This window comes from Kaistella faecalis, assembly GCF_019195395.1.
In the GTDB taxonomy this organism is placed as follows: domain Bacteria; phylum Bacteroidota; class Bacteroidia; order Flavobacteriales; family Weeksellaceae; genus Kaistella; species Kaistella faecalis.
The window spans coordinates 118904-140000 of record NZ_CP078067.1; the positions used below are offsets into that span (position 1 = coordinate 118904).

Annotated in this window: 20 protein-coding genes; 8 read left to right on the forward strand and 12 right to left on the reverse strand. The window is 39.2% G+C overall.

What is annotated here, in order from left to right; genetic code table 11:
- Nucleotides 1–2: 2 nt before the first annotated feature.
- Both KTV93_RS00610 and KTV93_RS00615 read left to right on the forward strand, forming a co-directional pair.
- Nucleotides 3–485: a hypothetical protein gene (locus KTV93_RS00610; protein WP_218249400.1), complete on the forward strand. Its 483-nt coding sequence runs from the start codon at nucleotides 3–5 to the stop codon at nucleotides 483–485.
- 4 nt (nucleotides 486–489) lie between these two features.
- A complete protein-coding gene (locus KTV93_RS00615; protein ID WP_218249401.1) occupies nucleotides 490–3099 on the forward strand; it encodes a DNA gyrase/topoisomerase IV subunit A in 2610 nt (869 codons plus the stop codon).
- A gap of 62 nt (nucleotides 3100–3161) precedes the next feature.
- Here KTV93_RS00615 and KTV93_RS00620 read toward each other — a convergent pair whose 3' ends face one another.
- From KTV93_RS00620 to tamL, 3 genes are all read right to left on the reverse strand, one after another.
- Nucleotides 3162–5384 (reverse strand): M20/M25/M40 family metallo-hydrolase, encoded by a 2223-nt coding sequence (locus KTV93_RS00620; RefSeq protein WP_218249402.1) that lies wholly within the window; start codon nucleotides 5382–5384, stop codon nucleotides 3162–3164.
- A gap of 89 nt (nucleotides 5385–5473) precedes the next feature.
- Nucleotides 5474–6175, reverse strand: coding sequence for a hypothetical protein (locus tag KTV93_RS00625; RefSeq protein WP_218249403.1), 702 nt, complete (start codon nucleotides 6173–6175; stop codon nucleotides 5474–5476).
- A gap of 81 nt (nucleotides 6176–6256) precedes the next feature.
- Nucleotides 6257–8818 carry a translocation and assembly module lipoprotein TamL gene (gene tamL, locus KTV93_RS00630; RefSeq protein WP_218249404.1) on the reverse strand — a complete coding sequence of 854 codons (2562 nt, stop codon included), beginning with the start codon at nucleotides 8816–8818 and terminating at the stop codon, nucleotides 6257–6259.
- Here tamL and KTV93_RS00635 point away from each other — a divergent pair.
- Nucleotides 8804–9532 (forward strand): TrmH family RNA methyltransferase, encoded by a 729-nt coding sequence (locus tag KTV93_RS00635; RefSeq protein WP_218249405.1) that lies wholly within the window; start codon nucleotides 8804–8806, stop codon nucleotides 9530–9532. The two genes, tamL and KTV93_RS00635, sit on opposite strands and share 15 nt — an antisense overlap.
- A 22-nt stretch (nucleotides 9533–9554) precedes the next feature.
- Here the strand turns inward: KTV93_RS00635 and KTV93_RS00640 are convergent, their stop codons facing one another.
- From KTV93_RS00640 to porQ, 5 genes are all read right to left on the reverse strand, one after another.
- On the reverse strand, nucleotides 9555–10052 hold the full coding sequence (locus KTV93_RS00640; RefSeq protein ID WP_218249406.1) for a phosphoribosyl-ATP pyrophosphatase: 498 nt from the start codon (nucleotides 10050–10052) through the stop codon (nucleotides 9555–9557).
- A 4-nt stretch (nucleotides 10053–10056) separates the two neighbouring features.
- A complete protein-coding gene (locus KTV93_RS00645) occupies nucleotides 10057–10365 on the reverse strand; it encodes a phage holin family protein (RefSeq protein WP_218249407.1) in 309 nt (102 codons plus the stop codon).
- Between the two features lie 81 nt (nucleotides 10366–10446).
- Nucleotides 10447–10830: a YtxH domain-containing protein gene (locus tag KTV93_RS00650; RefSeq protein WP_218249408.1), complete on the reverse strand. Its 384-nt coding sequence runs from the start codon at nucleotides 10828–10830 to the stop codon at nucleotides 10447–10449.
- A gap of 107 nt (nucleotides 10831–10937) precedes the next feature.
- Nucleotides 10938–11618 carry a (d)CMP kinase gene (gene cmk, locus KTV93_RS00655; protein ID WP_218249409.1) on the reverse strand — a complete coding sequence of 227 codons (681 nt, stop codon included), beginning with the start codon at nucleotides 11616–11618 and terminating at the stop codon, nucleotides 10938–10940.
- Between the two features lie 71 nt (nucleotides 11619–11689).
- Nucleotides 11690–12688, reverse strand: coding sequence for a type IX secretion system protein PorQ (porQ, locus tag KTV93_RS00660; RefSeq protein ID WP_218249410.1), 999 nt, complete (start codon nucleotides 12686–12688; stop codon nucleotides 11690–11692).
- Between the two features lie 135 nt (nucleotides 12689–12823).
- Between porQ and pyrH the strand changes: the two genes are divergently transcribed.
- Nucleotides 12824–13531, forward strand: coding sequence for a UMP kinase (pyrH, locus tag KTV93_RS00665; protein ID WP_218249411.1), 708 nt, complete (start codon nucleotides 12824–12826; stop codon nucleotides 13529–13531).
- An 82-nt stretch (nucleotides 13532–13613) separates the two neighbouring features.
- The gene (gene frr, locus KTV93_RS00670; protein ID WP_218249412.1) at nucleotides 13614–14168 is read left to right on the forward strand and encodes a ribosome recycling factor; all 555 of its coding nucleotides are present in this window, start codon (nucleotides 13614–13616) and stop codon (nucleotides 14166–14168) included.
- A gap of 54 nt (nucleotides 14169–14222) precedes the next feature.
- Here frr and KTV93_RS00675 read toward each other — a convergent pair whose 3' ends face one another.
- Nucleotides 14223–14879 (reverse strand): NAD(P)H-binding protein, encoded by a 657-nt coding sequence (locus tag KTV93_RS00675; protein ID WP_218249413.1) that lies wholly within the window; start codon nucleotides 14877–14879, stop codon nucleotides 14223–14225.
- Between the two features lie 109 nt (nucleotides 14880–14988).
- On the opposite strand from KTV93_RS00675, the gene KTV93_RS00680 reads away from it, so the two are divergent.
- Nucleotides 14989–15345, forward strand: a complete 357-nt coding sequence (locus tag KTV93_RS00680; RefSeq protein ID WP_218249414.1) for an MmcQ/YjbR family DNA-binding protein — start codon at nucleotides 14989–14991, stop codon at nucleotides 15343–15345.
- 5 nt (nucleotides 15346–15350) lie between these two features.
- Here KTV93_RS00680 and KTV93_RS00685 read toward each other — a convergent pair whose 3' ends face one another.
- Nucleotides 15351–16271 carry a bifunctional riboflavin kinase/FAD synthetase gene (locus KTV93_RS00685; RefSeq protein ID WP_218249415.1) on the reverse strand — a complete coding sequence of 307 codons (921 nt, stop codon included), beginning with the start codon at nucleotides 16269–16271 and terminating at the stop codon, nucleotides 15351–15353.
- Nucleotides 16272–16373: 102 nt separating this feature from the next.
- Between KTV93_RS00685 and atpD the strand changes: the two genes are divergently transcribed.
- Nucleotides 16374–17882, forward strand: a complete 1509-nt coding sequence (atpD, locus tag KTV93_RS00690; RefSeq protein ID WP_218249416.1) for a F0F1 ATP synthase subunit beta — start codon at nucleotides 16374–16376, stop codon at nucleotides 17880–17882.
- A 55-nt stretch (nucleotides 17883–17937) separates the two neighbouring features.
- Complete coding sequence (locus KTV93_RS00695) at nucleotides 17938–18219, forward strand: FoF1 ATP synthase subunit delta/epsilon (RefSeq protein ID WP_218249417.1); 282 nt, start codon at nucleotides 17938–17940, stop codon at nucleotides 18217–18219.
- A gap of 73 nt (nucleotides 18220–18292) precedes the next feature.
- On the opposite strand, the gene KTV93_RS00700 is transcribed toward KTV93_RS00695, so the two are convergent.
- Both KTV93_RS00700 and rnk read right to left on the reverse strand, forming a co-directional pair.
- Nucleotides 18293–20479, reverse strand: a complete 2187-nt coding sequence (locus KTV93_RS00700; protein ID WP_218249418.1) for a B12-binding domain-containing radical SAM protein — start codon at nucleotides 20477–20479, stop codon at nucleotides 18293–18295.
- Between the two features lie 111 nt (nucleotides 20480–20590).
- Nucleotides 20591–21001: a nucleoside diphosphate kinase regulator gene (gene rnk / locus KTV93_RS00705; protein WP_218249419.1), complete on the reverse strand. Its 411-nt coding sequence runs from the start codon at nucleotides 20999–21001 to the stop codon at nucleotides 20591–20593.
- Between the last annotated feature and the right edge of the window lie 96 nt (nucleotides 21002–21097).

Here is a 21097-nt window from a genome sequence, read left to right on the forward strand (position 1 = left end):
ACATGAGACTCAATAACCGAAACAAAGCAGGTTTCTATAATTTTATAAGCACTACAATTCTACTGATTTTCGTATTTGGCTGTGGAGCATTCTTTATGGAACTTTTTAAATTTGATTTTTTAGGTAAAGGCACAACTGCCTTGCTCATTATCATTCCCAGTTTTCTAGGTTTGATATTTTATCTCAGAGGTCGGCAGATCTTCGAATACGACAGCGATGGTGAAGCTCTGAATTTCAAAAACCGCAATGTTTTATTTTACGAGAAGGCTATCAGCGACGAATTTCCCAAGTATAAACTCGTCAGCTACGAAATCATCGATGTCCTTATTTTCCGAAAACTCTATATTAGCGTTTCCAGCAAAAAAAATAAGGTAATCACCTTAAAATACGATATATCTTACCTGAGTAAAAAGGAACTGAAAGACCTGAAATTCTCGTTAAGCAAAGTCATTAAAGAAAACCAAGAAATTAAGAGAGAGCAATAAGTTGATGGAAGAACAAGAAAATCACCACGAAGAATCCCTGAAAAAAGTTTCCGGTCTGTACAGAGATTGGTTTTTGGATTACGCATCCTACGTTATTCTCGACAGGGCCATTCCTTCTATTTTTGATGGATTCAAACCGGTGCAGCGCCGGATCATGCATTCCATGCGGGAACTTGAAGACGGGCGTTACAATAAAGTTGCAAATCTTGTAGGGAATACCATGAAATATCACCCCCATGGTGATGCTTCCATTACGGATGCGATGGTGCAGATCGGCCAGAAAGAACTTTTGATCGATACCCAGGGAAACTGGGGAAATATTTTTACCGGCGATTCTGCTGCAGCAGCAAGATATATCGAGGCGAGGCTTACTCCTTTCGCCCTGGAAGTGGTCTTCAACCCTAAAACCACAGAATGGTCCAAATCTTACGACGGCAGAAACAATGAACCGATTGATCTTCCGGTAAAGTTTCCCTTGCTTTTGGCATCCGGTGTTGAGGGGATTGGCGTAGGACTTTCGACTAAGATTATGCCTCATAATTTCAATGAACTGATTAATGCCTCCATTGCACATCTGAAAGGTAAAAAATTCGAACTTTTCCCGGATTTCCTTACCGGCGGAATGCTTGATGTTTCCAACTACAACGACGGTGAACGCGGCGGAAAAATACGTGCACGAGCCAGAATCATTCAGAAAGAAAAAAATACGCTCTGCATTACAGAACTTCCCTTTGGTAAAAATACCGGCGATCTCATCGATTCCATTATTAAAGCCAACGAAAAAGGGAAGATTAAAATCAAGAAAATTGAGGATAATACTTCTGATACGGTTGAAATCAATATTCATCTCAACAATGATGTTTCGCCGGATAAAACGATTGATGCACTTTACGCATTTACCGATTGTGAAATTCCGATTTCACCTAACGCGTGCGTAATTGTTGGCGATAAACCGGAATTTTTAACGGTTTCAGAAATCCTGAGACGGAATACCGACCACACCGTTGCGCTGCTCAAAAAAGAACTTGAGATCGAACTGCACGAACTTCAGGAAAAATGGCATTTTGCAAGTCTGGAGAAGATTTTTATTGAAAACGAAATCTATCAGGAGATCAAAGGTAAATCTTCTAAGGAAGAAGTATACGAAGCGGTTGACAAAGCCCTGAAACCATTTACAAAAAACCTTCTGCGTGCGGTAACAACTGATGATATTATTAAACTGACAGAACTTCCGTTTATGCGGATTTCGCGTTACGACCAGGATAAGGCCATCGAAAATCTGCTGAATCTCGAAGGAAAAATCGAGCAGGTAAAACATCATCTGGCAAATCTTGTTGCTTACGCGATTGATTATTTTCTCAATATCCAGAAGAAATACGGAAAAGGCAAGGAAAGAAGAACTGAACTGAGGATTTTTGATACGATCGATGCCACCAAAGTTGCGGTAGCCAACGAAAAATTCTATGCTAATTTTGAGGAAGGATTTATCGGAACTTCTTTAAGGAAAGACCAGTATTTATTCGACTGCTCAGATATTGATGACATCATTACCTTCCAGAAAGACGGCACCATGAAGGTGGTGAAAGTGGAAGCTAAAACCTTTATCGGCAAAAACATTGAACACGTGGCAGTCTGGAAAAAGAATGACAAACGTACAGTTTACAACATGATTTACCGCGAGGGCAGAGACGGCGCTTATTACATGAAAAGATTTTCGGTAACCGGTGTTACCCGAAACACGGATTACAAGTTGGCTTCGGAGAAAAAAGGTTCAGAAATGCTGTATTTTTCCGCGAATCCAAATGGTGAAGCTGAAGTGGTAAGCGTTTTACTGAAGCCTAACGCAAGAATCCGGAAAAATAAAATGGAGATCGATTTCTCGGATCTCGCCATTAAAGGCCGTGATTCGAAGGGAAATCTGGTGACAAAATATGCCATCAAGAAAATCGATATGAAAGAGGAAGGTCATTCTACTTTGGCGCCGAGAAAAATCTGGTTCGATGATACCGTGAGGAGACTTAATGCTGATGCCCGCGGAACTTTGCTTGGAAATTTTAAAGGTGATGATAAAATCCTTACCGTGAATGCGCAGGGCGAGGCAAAATTGGTGACTTTTGACCTGATGAACCGATTCGACGATGAGTATCTGATCCTGGAAAAATGGAATCCCGAACAGCCAATCACGGCGATTTATTTCGATGGGGAGAAGCAGATGTATTTTATTAAGCGGTTTTTACTCGAAAACAATACAAATATTCAGAGTTTTATGCCTTCTGAACATCCAAAGTCATTTATTGAGCAGGTAATTGTCTCCAATAATGCTACAGCTGAAATCGTTTTCGCGAAAGACAAGGGCAAAGAAAAAGATCCCGAAACCATCAGTATTGATGACTTTATCGCGGTAAAAGGGATAAAAGCGATAGGAAATCAGCTTACAAAAAGCAAGGTAAAGACCATCAACATTACCATTCCGGAACCTGCTGAAGAGATAAACCCAGGTTTTGATGTGGTGGAATCTACGGAAGGTCACATCAGTTTTATTGATGAAGATGTGAAAGGCGACGCTGATTTTCCGGATGAGGGAACGATTGGCAGCCTTTTCGACGAAGGATAATTCAATGACTTAAAATTAAAAGACGCTCCATTAAAGAGCGTCTTTTATTTGTCAGGGATTTCTTAGAACTTCACATTTAGTGTCATTTCTTTACCGTCACGAATAACGGTTACCGGAAGTTCGTCACCTGAATTTATTTTCGAAAGACAATCCATATAACTGTAGACTTCTTTAACTTCACAAGTGCCAATCTTCTTAAGAATGTCGCCAGCTTTAATTCCCGCCAGATCTGCCGGCCGTTTTTCCGTAACACCGTCGATGTGCAGACCATCTTTGGAGTCTGCATAACTTGGCATAATTCCCAGCGTTACTTTGTATTTTGGAACTGCTTTGCTCTGCGAAATTTTGGTTTTGGTGAAAGGAATATTTTCTTTTTCAGACAAACCGCTTACTAAATTGAAAACGTAATTGGTAATATTGCGCAATCCTGTGAAATTAATGCGCTCAGTATCGTCAGTAGGTTTATGATAGTCGGTATGCGTTCCGGTAAACAGAAATAAAACCGGAATATCCTTCAGATAAAAACTCGTATGATCCGACGGACCCACACCGGCGCTGTCAATCGCCAGATTAAAGCCTGAAGGTTTATATTTACTGATCATTTCTCCGAAAATGGGTGAGGTTCCTACGCCGCCCACCGTAAGATCTTTGTCTTTGTTCAAGCGCCCAATCATATCCAGATTAATCATTGAAATCACGTTCGGATATTTAGTTTTTACCTCTTCAGCGAATTTCTTGGAGCCCATTAAACCATCTTCTTCGCCAGAGAACAGCGCGAAAACATAGTTTGCTTTTTCTTTTGTTTTATTTTGCGAAAACGTTCTGGCGAGTTCCAATACTGCGGAAACTCCGGAAGCATTATCATCCGCGCCGTTATGGATTTGGCCGTCGGAATTCATCAGAGTAGAGTTGTGGTGCTCATTGAGTCCCAAATGATCATAATGCGCGCCGATTACAATTGTTTTAGAAGCTTTATTATCAAGATAACCGATTACGTTACGGCTGTTAATTTTCACAGCAGAACTTTCCTCGTGCGGATTAAGTTTAACATCGTAACTGAAATTCTGGGTAAAGTTTTTTCCGTCAATCGTGTTAAGTTTAAGATTTTTAAATTCTCTGGAGATAAATTCCGCTGCTTTTTTTTCACCTTCACTTCCAGCCAAACGTCCTTTCAGATCGTCCGATGCCAGATAAGAAACGGTTTTTCTGAGATTTTGTTCTGATATTATTTCGCGCTGGTCTGTTTCAACCCAATCTGCGATAAAAACATTGGTTTCATGAGCTTTTCCCGCCTGTCGGTTGCTTGAGAAGACGAGTTTCTTTCCGTCATGTGAGAACATGGGAAAAGCGTTGAACTCGCTTTCATAAGTAATTTGTGTAAGATTACTTCCGTCTAAATCAATGGAATAAATCTGGAAATCGTAACCTCTTGTTGAATGGTGGTTCGATGAAAATAAAATCTTTTGATCCGACGGATGAAAGTAAGGCGACCAATTCGCTTTGCCGAGATTGGTAATCTGTTTCAGGCCGGTACCATCGATATTCATGGTGTAAATCTCCATGTTGGTAGGCGCCACCAGGTTTTCTGCGAGAAGATCTTTGTATTCCTTAATTTCCGCTGCTGTGGTAGGTCTTGACGAACGGAAGACCAGTTTTTTGGAATCATGAGAGAAAAAAGCGCCGCCATCATAACCCAGCCCGAAAGTCAGCTGCTTCAGATTTTTTCCGTTGATATCCATTCGCCATAATTCCAGGTCACCGCTTCTTGAGGAAGTAAAGACAATATATTTTCCGTCCGGTGAAACCACTGCCTCAGCATCGTAACCGGGTGAATCGGTAAGTTTTTTAGTTATTTTACCGTTTAAATCCGCTTCGTAAATATCGAATTCAGCATAAACCGGCCACAGATATTTTCCGTCTGTGCGAGGTTTGGGTTTTGGTGGGCATTCCTTATTCGCTTCGTGGGTGGAGGCGTAGAGAATATGCTTACCGTCGGGCATGAAAAAAGAACAGGTTGTTCTACCCGTTCCTGTTGAAATAAGATTTAAATTTTTCGTCGAAATATCTTTCTGATTTAAATCTAACAGATAAATCTGATCACAGTGTGCGCCGATTGCTGGATTGGTAACCTGCAGCGTTAGTTTTTTTCCGTCAGGGGAAAAATAAGCTTCAGCATTATCGCCACCGAATGTTAGTTTCTGAATGTTTCTGAGATTTCTCTCCTGAGAGAAAAACAGAGCGGAAGCGGCGATAAACGCAACGCAGAATGACCTTTTTGAATTCATAGGGTTGATATTGGTTGATATCAAATATAATAAAAATTGCCAAAATATTCTTTGGCAATTTTATGGATATCAATGATTTGTAAATTTTGTCAGTTGACAATTTTGAAAGAAACAAGACGGGTTTCAAGATAATCTAGACCATATACAGCATGACAGATTTCTTTAACCAAACCTAAGCCTTTTTTGTACGAAATGTCCTGCGTTTTGGGTAGAAGACCATTGGTTGTCGAGAGAGGTGTAAATAACCCTTTATAAGGGAATACCGTATAATTTGTTCCTTCTACAGTAATATTAGTTTCGCTTTGCAACTGATATAATACATTGCCTATAAGGGGAGATCCCGGCCCATCGAGTATTGGATTGTTATAAGTGAAGTTAAAATCGTTACCGGGATGTAAAACGTGCCCTCCAGTTTCAGTAATTTCAATATTATCCGAAACAGGGTAAGAAACCAAATGTCCTTTTGTGTTTACCCGCAGATATCTGTAACTTACGTTTCCATTTAAATTTGAATATGGGAAGTGAATTTTAGTCCGCTGTTTTGCCAATGTAAAACCCTGGATGTTTGTTGTACTGACAATACTTACAGAATCAACTCTTCCGGTAAATGTTGCAACACTTTGTGGATTTGTGAAGTCAGGATTGTTATAAGTTTTGTAAACCCATTGATTACCAACATTAAGGTTAAAAAAAGGATCCTCGGCAACGTCAAGCGTTGGCGTTTCGTCTGTTCTGCACGATACCGCTGCTAAAAGAACAGTGATAAGCAGTAAGTTTAATGTTAATTTCATAGTTTTTTTCATTTTTAACGTAAATAAATATTAATTATTTTGTTAAATTAATAGAAAATACGCAAAATAAAAAAATTACCATTAAAAAGGATATCCGAAAGCAAAATTCAGTACCGGTTTCCAGGTGCTTCCTAAAACCCATCGGTTACCAACCGGTTGGTTTGGATCGTAAACTTTATAAGCAGCATCAAGCCTTAGCGTGATGTAGGCTACATTTACTCTAAGTCCAAGCCCTGTCCCAACTCCCATCTGGGATAAAAACTTATTGAACTTAAATTCGTCTCCAAAACCGCTGTCTTTTAAACTCCAGATATTCCCAGCATCGATAAACGCCGCTCCTTCGAACATAGGTGTAAAAGGCATTCGATACTCAATGTTTGTGGTAAGCTTCACATTATCCATAACATACGAACGTATTTTCTCGTCGAGTTGCGAATCAGCAGGACCAAGTCCGCCAAAAACTCTCCAGGCGCGTATATCATTGGAGCCGCCGTTAAAATATGATCTTACAAATGGCATTGTAGATGAGTTTCCGTAGGGAATTCCGACACCAATAAACTGACGCAAGGCTAAAGTGTGCTTATCATTAAAAAATGTAAAATACTTCCGAACGTCAACGTCAAACTTCACGAACTGAGAATACGGAATATCAAAAATCTTCTTCGTCTCTCCCGACACAACTCCGGCCACTTTCGGGCTGCTGCTGAAGAGATCAAGAGCGTTGCCGGCCACTTCGAACTTAGCATTTAAATAGAACGGATTAGGTCTGTCTTTCTTTCCGATTTCATTATAAATTACATTATAAATCATGGAAGAAATAAGTACGTCCTGCGTTTGGCGGTCTTTATTAATAAGTGACTGTCGGAAGGTATTGTAAAGCGAAAGTTGATCTCCGGCCAAAGAATTCTGGTAATTGGTATCGTTCAAAATAATTGTGGAAAATTCATCTGAACTGATTTGTCCGTTCTCGAAGGACTGGTACAGATCAGGTGAATATGTCTGGAACATATTCTTCCTAACCTCCGCATCAGCGGGAAAAAAGTCGTAATAGCGGTCTTTGTTTTTAGTAATACTCAGCTGGGTGTTAAAGAGCGATAAGCGGTGCGAAACTATATCGTTTACATTCGCAAAATAATTTAAACCTGCATTGAAACCAATCCTGCCCAAACCAATATTATCCTGTATTGAAGTACCCAGTACAATGGACGAGGTGGGAGAGTAGCGTTTCGGGATGAGTTTCCACGTTTTGAACGGCATTAAAAGTCTCGGAAAGTTCAGTGATGCCTGAGCAGAAATTTCGTAGGCAAGACTTCGTTTATCGGTATTTTTTGTGTTAACCACCGATCCGAAAATTCCGGAAACACTGGTAATTAAGTTTTCGGCACCGCCAAAAACATTACGGGTGGTAAGATCTACAGAGGGCGAAATACCGAAATTGAGGATTTGGGAATAATTAATATCGGTTGCAATCTTTAAATCATATTTTGGCAGTGGAGCCAGGAAATAGCTAACATCTAAAATACTGTCGTTTTCTTTGCGAGGAATTTCATCATACTTTATGATGCTGAAATTGTTCATGGAAGTAATATTTCTCTTCGTCAGATCAAGGTTTCTTTGCTTGTACACATCACCTTTCTTTAAGATAATCGGTCGCCAGAGAGACATGGTTTTAAACTGGTCATCAAGCCGGTAAAAATTAATTCCTAAAAGAGAATCTTTCACGGTTTCTGTAGAGTCGGCAAGTTTTTCTAACAGGTGAACTTTAATATCCCCAATGGTTGTGATTTTGTAACGGGAATCCATGGAATCTTTGTGAATGTCCATCGTCAGCGGCACCTGTTTACGGTTCTGGAGTGTATCTGCGGTGAAGTAAATCTCTTCGTTTGAATTATTAAATTTGTAATATCCACGCTCTTTCATCAGGTCATTAATCCTTTTCACTTCTTTTTCCAGAGTACTCTGATCGAGAATTTCTTTGCCTTTAACCAGACTTTTGGTTAAATCTTCTTCATAAATGCGTCGGATATTAGGATCGGGAATATTATAGTAATAATCGCTGATGTAAGTAGGGTCTTTGTGCGTAATAAGATAATTCACTTCCGCTTTTTTATCCGCTGAATCCAAATCATGACTGAATTTTACATCAGCATCCCAATATCCTTTAAAAACAAAGAATTTGCGGATCGAGTTCGCGCTTGTCTCGGTTTTTCCCTGGTCCAGAATTACAGGTGGCTGACCGATATTGTGCATGAATCTTTCGTAAAACAAGCTTTTTCCTACATATTCCGGGTGATTATATTTAATAAAAAGTGAATCGCGAAGTTTCTGGTCCCTCATTTCTGATGGATAGGTCATATATTCATTCAGGATTGAATCGTATTTAGGATCTGTAGCATTGTACATCCAAAGACCGATGGGGAAGAGAAAAAGCTGCTTTTTGTTGGGTTTCTGGCTTACATAATTGGGAATTTCATCAACGAGCAGTTTACCATCCTCGAATTTATAGTTGTTTTTTGTGAGTAAAAATTCGCCATCGGGAACTTTCTTTGTCGTGCTGCAGGCGTACAGAAAAAGTACAGTAATTGCAGAAGCGAAAAATAAGTAATACTTTTGAAAATATTTTGATAAATGCTTACGGCTCATAAAATAAAGATTTTACAGTCTCTAGACAGGAAGAAGTTCAGACAAAAATACAATTTGTTTTTGGTTGAAGGTAATAAAACAATTAAAGAAATTCCCTTTTCCCGTTACAAAATCAGTGAAATTTTCACCGTAAATGCTCAGGAATTTTCGATTGAAAATGTAAATATTTCCACTGTTTCCCCAACCGAATTAAAAAAAATAAGCTTTCTGCAACATCCCAAAGATTCTGTTGCGGTTTGCGAACTCATTGCAGCAAAAACTTCGCCAGACATTTCTATTGAACTGGTTTTGGACGGAATTCAGGATCCGGGAAATCTCGGCACCATCATCCGTCTTGCGGACTGGTTTGGCATCGAACAGATTTTCTGCAGTGAGGATACCGTTGATGTTTACAATCCAAAAGTGATACAGGCGAGCATGGGTTCTTTTCTTCGGGTAAATGTAGTTTACGGAGCTGTTCAGGATTATTTGCAAACTTCTCCCTTGCCAGTGCTTGGGACAGATATGGAAGGAGAAAATCTGTATACTTACCCGTTTCCAGAAAAATTCCGACTTGTTCTTGGTAACGAAGGCAATGGTATGCGCCCTGAAACTGAAGCGCTTATTACCCAGAAAATTACCATTCCTCGCTTCGGAAAATCCCGCGCTACAGAAAGCCTGAATGTTTCGATGGCGGCCGGAATTATCCTAGGACAAATCTTTTCAGAAAAATAAAAAACCGCATCGCGGTTTTTAATTAAATTAACTGTTCCATACTGGAAGCAGTTCTGTTTCGCTGATAGTTTTCAAGTTTTTCACGAACATATCTTAGTGCAATGGGAGCTAAGTAAATAAGTGCTACGCCGATTATTTTTTTCTTCCAACTTGTGTTGTAGAGACTTTTTCGGGCATAATTTCCAACAAAAGTTACTGCGCCAATCTTGAGAGCGTTTTCAACTAAATTCATTCCGGCGTCGCTTTTGGCAAATCCATAAACTGCATTACGGTTGAGAACTGTATCTTTTATACTGGTCGAAAATTCTTTCACAATCTCATTGGTATTAAGCGAGACACTGGTTTCACCATCCGGCTTAATTTCTTCTTTTAGATATTTATCTGTAAAACCGTTGGTAAAGGCGCTCAAACTTTCTTTAGTGTTGTCGAAGGTGATTAAATCCTCAATTTCTGCGACTTCACTTTTAAGTAACTGTTTTTTACGTCGGAGTTCTTCCAGGCTGCTGTATTTCGTTCCCATTAATTTAGCTGTTTAGTGATTGAATAATTTTATTTGCCACGGCATTCTTGATGGAATTTCGTACAAGAAAAACGATTAAAATAATCAAGAGGTAAAAACCTGCCATGATCAGCAGACCGTATGCATAATTCCCTAGATATGAACCTATAAGTAATCCGAGACCGATATTGAACAATATTAGAAAGAACAATCCCGCAACAACGGCAATAGCTAAAAAAGTAAAAGTTCCTGCGGTGACCGATGATTTTTCTGTCGCCTCCATTTTCAGCAGATCTAACCGTTTTTCAGCATATTCTTTTACAAGGTCAAGCATAATATTTTTGTTTAAAGTTACAAAAAAAGGAACTTAGAATTAAAGTTCCTTTTTATTTAATGGAATAAAACGGAAATTCAATTAAGATTTCAATCCGTCTAATTCATTTTCTACGTCCTTCACAACCTCAGTTGTTTTAGCGATCGCCTGGTCTTTGTATTTATCGTAACCTTCTTTAACGGAAGATACCACTTTATCAGCAGTTTCTTTAACCTGAGAAGAAATGTTACCATACTGATCTCTTACTTTTCCGGAAACATCCTGAAACTGCTCTTTTGCTTTTTCAGAAACTCTACCGTACTGATCAACAGCCTGATCTTTCACTTCGTTTGCTTTGTTTTTGATTTTTTTTCTGGTTTCAGATCCTTCTTCAGGAGCGTAAAGCATCCCCAGAACTACACCTGCTGCAGCGCCCGCAAGTAAACCTGCCAAAACTCCTGCCGCATTATTTCCTTTCTTAGACATTTTAGATAATTTTAATAGTTAATAATTAAGTGTTTGATGTGATTTTCATCTTCCATAAAGTTAACAATTAATATACCAATTAAAAAATCTGCCATCTTAAAATTATGTTAAAACTCTTTGATATATGAAAGAATCAGTGCTATGGTCTCCTGTTTTGTAAGTGTAGAGTTATCGATAAGAATAGCATCATGTGCCTGTTTCAGCGGAGCCACCTCACGGGTACTGTCAATCTTGTCACGGGTAATCAGGTTTTGCCGCACTTCATCTTCATTACTTTCCATACCCATGCTCTGAAGTTCAAGAAATCGACGTTTTGTCCGTTCCTCAATACTTGCTGTCAGAAAAAATTTATAATCGGCATCCGGCAACACAACCGTCCCAATATCTCTACCGTCCATTATCACCCCGCCGTTCGAAGCAATTGACCGCTGTGTTTCCATCAAAAAGTCACGAACTTCTTTTTGGCAGGCAATTAAACTTACCTGTGATGATACTTCATTAGATCTGATTTCTTTTGAAATATCGCTGTCATTAAGAAAGAGTACAAGCTCGGTTTCTACTTCTTCAAAACGGAGTTTAATTTCATTTAACTTAGAAAAAAGCAGTTCCAAATCGATCGTACCATTTGCATTTGCATCACTGCAGTTTTTTATGGCAAAATAAGTAATTCCTCTGTAAAGTGCACCTGTATCCATATGAACAAGCCCTAACCGCTGTGCAATAATTTTAGATATTGAACTTTTTCCGGTCGATGAATAGCCGTCGATGGCGATAACAGGTTTTCTCATGCCGCAAATTTCATCATTTTTTTTGAATTTGCGAAACCGATTATAGGAAGAAAATAAATTTTGAAAGGAAATTACCGTCGGTTTCCACCAACTTCAATAAGGTCTAGAGTAAGACCGAACAGATTTACATTCGAGGAATTGTGGTAGCGTACATGGGCATAATCAAAACGGAAAGAAGAAATTTTGATCCCGAAACCTGCAGAAAGGCCCGAAAAACTGCGCTGGTCTAATACAGCCAATTCGTTACCCCGTTTTACGTTATAACCAAATCTGATATTAAATGCCTGCTGCGGAAACAGTTCGGCACCGAAGGAAAGGTGGTCTGTTATTTTACGGCTCCAGCTGATTTCCTGTCCGTTGTTGTTGTAATCCTGAGAAATATTCAGTTTCTGCAGATCATGAGCCGTGATTGTAAGTGCCACAGGAAATTCGTCTAATATTTTTGTGTAACCCAAATCCACACGGAAAGCTACATTTTCCCGAAGACCGTTAAAAGTTTTAAACTGATACCCAAAATTCCTGAACACGAGTGCCACCGTCTCATTACTTTGTCTGTTATGGTAAGTTACACCGGCATTGCCAACAACTGCCATCGAGGTATAATTATCTATTCTTGAAGAGACAAAATTTGCACTTCCGCCGATGGTCCAGTCTTCATCAAACTGATAAGCGTAGCCAAGTCCAATTGAGGCATCCATGGCACCAAATTCGCCGTCAATAACTGCGCTTTCGTCTGTTCTGGGTATTTTTCCGTAATCCATATACCGAGCATTCAGACTTACCAAATGGCCTTCTTCCAAATCTTTTACATAACTGATAGTTCCGTATTTTGAGTCGGAAAGATAGGAGGCATAATTAAGAGAAATCATTTCATCCTGCTCCAGATTCATAAGACCAGGGTTTACCCCGGCAAAACTTACATCGTAATCCCGCACAGAGACCGCATCACCTCCCAGAGCGGCCTGCCGCGCTGATACCGGAATATTAAGGAAAGGGTAAACATTTGTCCCTTCCTGGGCTAACAAAAGGGTAGTGAATAACAGAAGCGAAACAGAAGCAGTTTTTTTCAAATTTGTATTTATGTTTGCAAAAATAATTTTTTTAAAAAATTATCAAAAATTTTTCTCTGTAAATATAATTCTATTAACGAGATTATTTGCGTTTCATTATATTTGCAGAGCAAAAATAGAGATAAAAGATAAAAAATGAAATATAAAAGAATTCTGCTTAAACTTAGCGGTGAAGCTTTAATGGGAAACCGACAGTACGGAATCGATAATGACCGGCTGAAAGAATATGCTGCGGAAATAAAAAAAGTGGTAGATAAAGGCTGCGAAGTTGCCATTGTAATCGGTGGTGGAAACATCTTCCGTGGTTTAGCAGGAGCTGCAACCGGTATGGACCGTGTTCAGGGCGATTATATGGGAATGCTGGCAACCGTAATTAACGGGATGGCGCTACAGGGCGCACTTGAAGATGCCGGAATTTACACCAGACTACAGTCCGCGATTGAAATGGATAAAGTGGCAGAACCTTTTATCAAAAGAAAAGCAACCAGACATCTGGAAAAGGGAAGAGTGGTAATTTTCGGTGCGGGTACAGGAAATCCATACTTTACAACCGACACTGCAGCAACGCTGAGAGCGATTGAAATTGGCGCTGATGTAATTCTAAAGGGAACAAGAGTCGACGGAATTTACGATTCAGATCCCGAAAAAAACGAAAATGCTGTAAAATTCAATTCCCTCACCTTTGATGAAGTATACGAAAAAGGTCTGAAAGTGATGGATATGACTGCCTTCACACTGAGCCACGAAAACAAACTCCCCATCATTGTTTTCGATATGAATAAAGAGGGAAACCTTCTTAAAATCGTAGAAGGAGATAATATTGGTACCTTAGTTAATATATAAATCAATTCAAATAATTTACTGCAGGCCATTTCGTGAATGATGATTCTAGAAAGTCCTGAATTAAACCGGAAAACAAAACGCTATGGAAGATTTAGAAATGATTATTGATATGGTGAAGCAGGAAATGGATGCAGCCATGAAGCATTTGGATCACGCTTTTCAGAAAATCAGAGCCGGACGGGCATCTACAACAATGGTTCAGGACGTAATGGTTGAATATTACGGTGCACCAACGCCCATTAACCAAGTTGCCAATGTGATGGTTCCCGATGCGATGACGATTTCCATACAGCCGTGGGACCGAACAGCAATTGGAGCGATCGAAAAGGCGATTATCAATTCAAACCTGGGGTTCGCGCCAATGAACAATGGGGAAAATATTATCCTCAATGTACCACCATTAACTGAAGAAAGAAGACGTGAACTTGCAAAACATGCAAAATCTGAGACGGAATCCACAAAAATAACCGTCCGCAACGCGCGGCAGGATGGGATGAAGGAACTGAAAAAATTAGACGGAGTTTCCGAAGACCTTATTAAAGATGCAGAGGAAAAAATTCAGGTAGTAACAGACAAGTATGTGAAAATGTGCGATGAACACTTGAAAGTGAAAGAAGCAGAGATTATGAAAGTGTAACTTTCAAAAAAAATATATTAAAAAGCCCTGAATTTTCAGGGCTTTTTTCATTTTCTAATCGTGGCTTTTTTCGGCAAAAGCAAAAATATTACCCAGTTTTATCTTAGAGTAACCATAAGACTTAATCTTCGAAGAATTGATCATTGCCTTCGCCAAAATATCCGTAGGTAAAGGTTTTTGTTGGGTAAACACACCGAATTTGTTGGCAAAACGGATGATTTTTCCGCCCAAAACTTCCCCGGTTCTTTCGGAATTTTTTCTGTCGAGCATTCCGGGCTGGAAAATCATTAATTTGTTAAAATGTAATGCTTTGATGCTGTGCTCCAGTTCACCTTTCATCCGCGAATAGAAAATTTTTGAATTGGGATTTGCGCCGTACGATGAAACCAGGATATAATCATCCACACTATTTTCTTTCGCAGTTTTTGCAAAATTATACTGGTAGTCATAATCTACTTTTCTCTGCGCTTCTTTGCTTCCTGCAGCTTTCAGCGTAGTTCCCAGGCAGGAAAAAGCGACGTCTCCTTTCACCAGATCTTTCCATTCTTCAGGTTTTTCGAAATCGACGATATGCGTTTTGAGTTTAGGATTATCTAGGGACACGGGTTTGCGCACAAAGATATTTACCTCTTCATAATCCTTATCATTCAGTAGTTGATTAACCAAATCTTTTCCCGTTGCGCCGGTTGCGCCAATAACAAGTGCTTTCATATCTATAAATATTAGCGGTAAGTAATCTCAAACGAACAATTTTCGCATCTTTAAAATTACTAAATTTGTTTGAAAGTCTGAACTGTACACCCCTCTCATTATATAAAATATGGATGCCAACGAAATTCTGGATTACTGTCTCGCCAAAAAAGGGGTAGAAGAAACTTTTCCCTTCGATAAAGAAACATTGGTGATGAAAGTGGGAGGAAAGATGTTTTTACTGATGTCTCTTGAAAAACAGCCTTTAAGTATCGCAGTAAAAACAGATCCTGAATGGAGTGCCGAACTGCGGGAAAAACATCCCCAGATTACCGGCGCTTATCATATGAACAAAACCCACTGGAATTCGGTGGAATGCGATGGTTTGAAACGCGATTTAATTATGAAATTAATCGATTCTTCTTATGATTTAATCTTAAATTCCTTGACTAAAAAGAAGAGGGAAGAGGTTTTAAATTTGTTATGATTTAATTAAAACTGAAAGTTTTCAGTAAGTCTTTTGTCTTCATCCAGTCTTTCAATAAGTTTTTCCAGACTTTCGAATTTGATTTCATTATGAAGGAATTCACGGAAATTCACTGAAATTTTTTTGTCATAAATATCACTGTCAAAATCCAGGATATACACTTCCACAGAAAGTGATTTTCCTTCGACCGTAGGATTGGTGCCGATACTCAGCATCCCTTTAAATTGTTGTTCTTCACTAAAAACATCAACAATATAAGCCCCGTTTTTAGGTAAAATCTTCATCCGATTGACCAAAATATTTGCAGTGGGATAGCCGATTGTTCTGCCCAGTTTCTTGCCATGAATCACTTCTCCGGAAACTGAATAATGGTAGCCAAGCATTTCATTGGCTGCATTGATATCAGCATTCGTCAGTGCATTTCTTACCTGAGTAGAGCTGATGTGGGTGTCCAGAAAATCTACCGCTTCAACCTGCTCAACTTCAAATCCAAAATCGGGACCCATTTTCTGGAGCAGCTTAAAATCACCACTCCGGTTTTTCCCAAAAGTATGATCGTGGCCGATAATTAAGTGCCTTACGTTCAGTTTCTCAACCAGAATCTGTTTGACAAATTCTTCGCCGGTTAAATTCCTGAATTCTTCATTAAATTCTTTCAGAAAAAGATGCTGTACACCATTTTTTTCGAGCAGATAGGTTTTTTCTTCAATTGTATTCAAAAGTTTTAAATCATCATTCGGACTGAAAACTGTTCTGGGATGTGGCCAGAATGTGAGAATCGCTGACTCTAAACCTTTGTGTGCAGCTGCGGAATTCAGATTTTTGATGATGGTCTGATGCCCGCGGTGAACCCCGTCAAACATTCCGATGGAAAGTGCCAAAGGCGTTTTTTCGTGATAATCGTGAAGGTTTTTGATGATTTTCAAAAGAAGAAATTTTGATGCTGCAAATATGATAAAAATCTTCTTTTAAAGCAATTGCAGAATTGGGAACTTTCATTATATTTGCACTCAAGAAAAAAATTAGCAATGGCAAACCAAATTAAAGGAAAAATCTCTCAAATTATCGGTCCTGTACTCGATGTAGTATTCGCAGATGCTGCGGAACTTCCGAAGATCTATGATGCACTGGAAATTTTGAAGGCGGATGGTAATAAAGTAATTCTGGAAGTAGAACAACATATTGGTGAAGACACTGTAAGATGTATCGCAATGGATGCAACTGATGGTCTGCAAAGAGGGCAGGAAGTTATTTCGCAAGGAAGACAAATCACCATGCCTACAGGAGATGCCGTATATGGCCGACTGTTTAATGTAGTTGGAGATGCTATCGACGGGATTTCTGAAGTTTCCAAAGAAAACGGTTTACCGATTCACCGTGAGGCTCCGAAATTCGATCAGCTTTCTACTTCAGCAGAAGTACTGTTTACAGGAATTAAAGTAATCGATTTAGTAGAACCTTATTCAAAAGGTGGAAAAATTGGTTTGTTCGGTGGTGCAGGTGTTGGTAAAACAGTATTGATCCAGGAATTGATTAACAATATTGCGAAAGGCCACGGTGGACTTTCAGTTTTCGCCGGAGTAGGCGAAAGAACAAGAGAAGGAAATGACCTTTTAAGAGAAATGCTTGAATCAGGCATTATTAAATATGGCGACGAATTCATGCACTCTATGGAAAATGGAGGATGGGATTTATCTAAAGTTGATCTGGAAGAAATGAAAGACTCTAAATGTACTTTCGTTTTCGGACAAATGAACGAGCCGCCTGGAGCAAGAGCACGTGTTGCACTTTCAGGTCTTACAATTGCGGAAAACTTCCGTGATGGTGACGGACAGGGACAAGGAAGAGATGTACTTTTCTTCGTTGATAACATCTTCCGTTTTACTCAGGCAGGTTCTGAGGTATCTGCACTTCTTGGGCGTATGCCATCAGCGGTAGGTTACCAGCCAACTTTGGCATCTGAAATGGGTGCGATGCAGGAAAGAATTACTTCAACTAAAAACGGTTCCATTACTTCAGTACAGGCGATCTACGTACCTGCGGATGATTTAACGGATCCAGCTCCGGCTACTACATTTGCTCACTTGGATGCAACTACAGTATTGGACAGAAAAATTGCTTCATTAGGTATTTATCCTGCGGTTGATCCATTGGCTTCAACTTCAAGAATCCTTACTCCTGAAATCTTAGGTGATGAGCATTATGACTGTGCACAGAGAGTAAAAGAAATCCTTCAGAAATACAAAGCATTACAGGATATCATCGCGATTCTTGGTATGGAAGAACTTTCAGAAGATGATAAACTTTCAGTTTACCGTGCAAGAAAAGTACAGCGTTTCCTTTCTCAGCCTTTCCACGTTGCAGAACAGTTTACAGGACTGAAAGGTGCATTGGTTGATATTAAAGATACCATCAAAGGATTCAACATGATCATTGACGGTGAATTAGATCATTTGCCAGAAGCTGCTTTCAACCTTAAAGGAACTATCGAAGAAGCGATTGAAGCTGGTGAGAAAATGTTAGCGGAAAACGCATAAACAGCTTATGGCTTATTGCCCATAGCGATTAGCCAAAAGCCAAAAGCAATTTATAATGAATATAAAGATACTAACCCCGGAATTTGTAGTTTTTGAAGGCGATGTAAAATCAGTTTTACTTCCCGGAAAAAATGGCGACTTCCATATCATGAAAGATCACGCCGCAATCGTAGCTTCATTAATCGGTGGAAAAGTAAGAGTTTTTACCAATGATATTGATGAAAAATACGAAAAGCATTTCACGAAAGAGAACGAAAAAGAAAGCGTATTTTCTTTCCCTGTGAAAAGTGGAGTAATCGAATTCAGCAACAATAAAGGAATTATTCTCGCAGAATAATTTAACTTTAATCATCATAAAAATCCCGTTTTTTAAAAGAGCGGGATTTTTTATTTTTTAGTTTAGATTAAGGCTAAAGACTCAGAATAATGCCGTTTTCTCTGAGCTGCTGCACCGGTTTTGAAAACCAGAACAGTTCAAAATCATCGAATGACTCCTCAAAATTATTTTTCAGTTGCAGAAGTGTAGTTTTCTGCGGTTTTTCAATTGGATTTTCCTGAATAATATTTAAAAGCCATTGTGCTTTTTCCTGATCAAGCTCAATCTTTACGATATTGGTATTCAAATGGAAGGTGAGCTGCGAGACGTTCCAGGAGTTTCCTTTTTTGCTTTTCACAAAATTTTCCACAACGGGATTTTTGGCCAGAAAAATAATTTTTGAATTCCCTTTGAATTTAAAATCATCCTCAACCAACAAACAGTCATGAATGTAATCCGGATGAATGTTTGTATTTGGGATTTTAAAATCGAACCAATCCTGAAGCGGCATTTCGAAATTGATTCCGTGCATGTAATTAAAAAGCGATTTTTTTAATCCGAATCCAAATTTACTGTGATCAATTCCAGTTTCATCAATAAAATCAATATCGTTATTGGCAAACCGAATCTCTCTCTTTTCAGGTTTTACACCGAATTCTTCGGGACTGATTCCGATAGGCGAGTGTGCAGTCATTGAAAACTGATGCCAGAAACCGCTCTGCAGAATTCCCATTTCAAAAAGCTGGCGCACCATTTCCAGTGAATCCACAGTTTCCTGAACCGTTTGTGTAGGAAAACCATACATTAAATAGGAGTGAACCATAATCCCTGCTTCGGTAAAATTCCTGGTTACTTTCGCAACCTGCTCTACAGAAACTCCTTTGTCAATAAGTTTGAGAAGGCGGTCGCTGGCAACTTCCAGACCACCTGAAACTGCTACGCATCCTGAAAGTTTCAACAGATAACATAAATCTCTGCTGAAACTTTTTTCGAATCTGATATTAGTCCACCACGTAACAACTAAATTTCGGCGAAGGATTTCGAGCGCAACTTCCCGCATAAGCGCTGGTGGAGCGGCTTCGTCTACAAAATGAAATCCCGTTTCACCCGTTTTCGTAATTAATTCCTGCATCCGGTCTACCAGTATCTTTGCCGATACAGGTTCGTATAATCTGATATAATCAAGAGAAATGTCGCAGAACGTGCATTTCCCCCAATAACAGCCGTGGGCCATAGTAAGTTTGTTCCATCTTCCGTCGCTCCATAAACTGTGCATAGGATTCGCGATTTCTATCACGGAAATATAGTGTTGCAGCGGCAAATCGGAATAGTCGGGAGTGCCAATTTCAGACTGTTTATAGTCTGTTTTAAGGGAATTATTTTGATAGATTACTTCGCCATTGTCCAACAGAAAGGTTCTCTTAAATTCAGTGTTGTCGACATTCTCAAGGTTTTTATGCAGAAGCTCAACCGGGAGTTCGCCATCATCTAAAGTGATATAATCGAAGAACTCGAAAACTCGTGGATCTTTAAGCTCTCTTAATTCAGTATTCGGAAAACCGCCTCCCATCGCGACTTTAACTGTAGGAAAATTTTGTTTAATAAATTTTGCGCAACGGAAAGCGGAATATAAATTTCCCGGAAAAGGGACCGAAAAACATAAAAGTTTTGGTTGTACCGACTCCAATTTTTCCTGAAGAATGCTCAGCGTAATTTCATCAATGAAAGTATTGGATCCTGCCAGTTTCAGATATAACTCATCAAAGGAATTCGCACTTCTGCCAAGGCGTTCTGCATATCTGCTGAACCCGAAATCTTCATCAATACATTCAACAATAAAGTCTGAAATATCTTCTAAATAAAGAGTGCAAAGATGTTTTGCCTTATCCTGCAAACCCATGTTTCCGAAAGCAAATTCCAGATCATCTATCGTGTTGAAGCGGGATGCTTCGGGTAAAAAATTCATGCTGCAGACCTGTCGCGCCAATGTTGGGTTTTGTCCCTGAAGAAAAAGAATAACTTGATCGATCGTTTTGATGTATTCTTGTTTTAAAGTCCATATTCTTTGCGCGTTTGCTGAGTATCTTGCAAGATCTGGTTCCGTACTGAATAGATTCTGTAGCCCTTCACGTGAAAAAACTTTTAAAATTACTTCAATTCCTAAATCCATCTGAAAGCTCGGAATCTCTTTGGAGTTTAGGAAACCCTTAAGGTAAGCCGTTGCGGGATAGGGAGTATTGAGTTGTGTAAAAGGTGGCGTGATGAGCAGAAGGTCTTTCAAAGGAATGTTTTTGCAAATTTATTTTAAATCTTTCAGATACTGTCGCTTGTAATCATTAAAAAACCGTTGGTATCAGATCCAACGGCTCTCTTCAAATATGCTTTGTGATGATTACAGATCAAAATCTCCGGCTGCTTCGGGCTGATAAATGATCTCGTCGATGATAATTTTTGTGGTTCCGGAAGGAACAATCCAGTCGATTTCATCATTCACTCCATAGCCGATCAAGGCTGCCGCAACAGGGGAAAAGATGGAAACTTTACCGTTTTTAAAATCTGCCTGAGCCGGATAAACGATCTGAAACTGCATTTCTTTCTGGTTATTTTCAAAGTGAAACTTCACGATGGAATTCATCGTCACCACATCGGACGGAATTTCCTCTGAAGGGACTACTTTCGCAGAATGCAATTCTTTCAGCAGCTTTTCTGCTTCGTCTTTTTTGATACTGCTGTTTTGTTTGGCATCGCTAATTGATTTGTGTATTCGGGTGAAATCCTGTTTGGTGATTAAAATCTGTTTCATCTTGTTATTTTTATAAAAATTTTGTTAATGGTGTTTTTTAAACTTCACAGTGGGGTAATAAAAAACCGCCTGAATTTTTCAAGCGGTATATAGTAA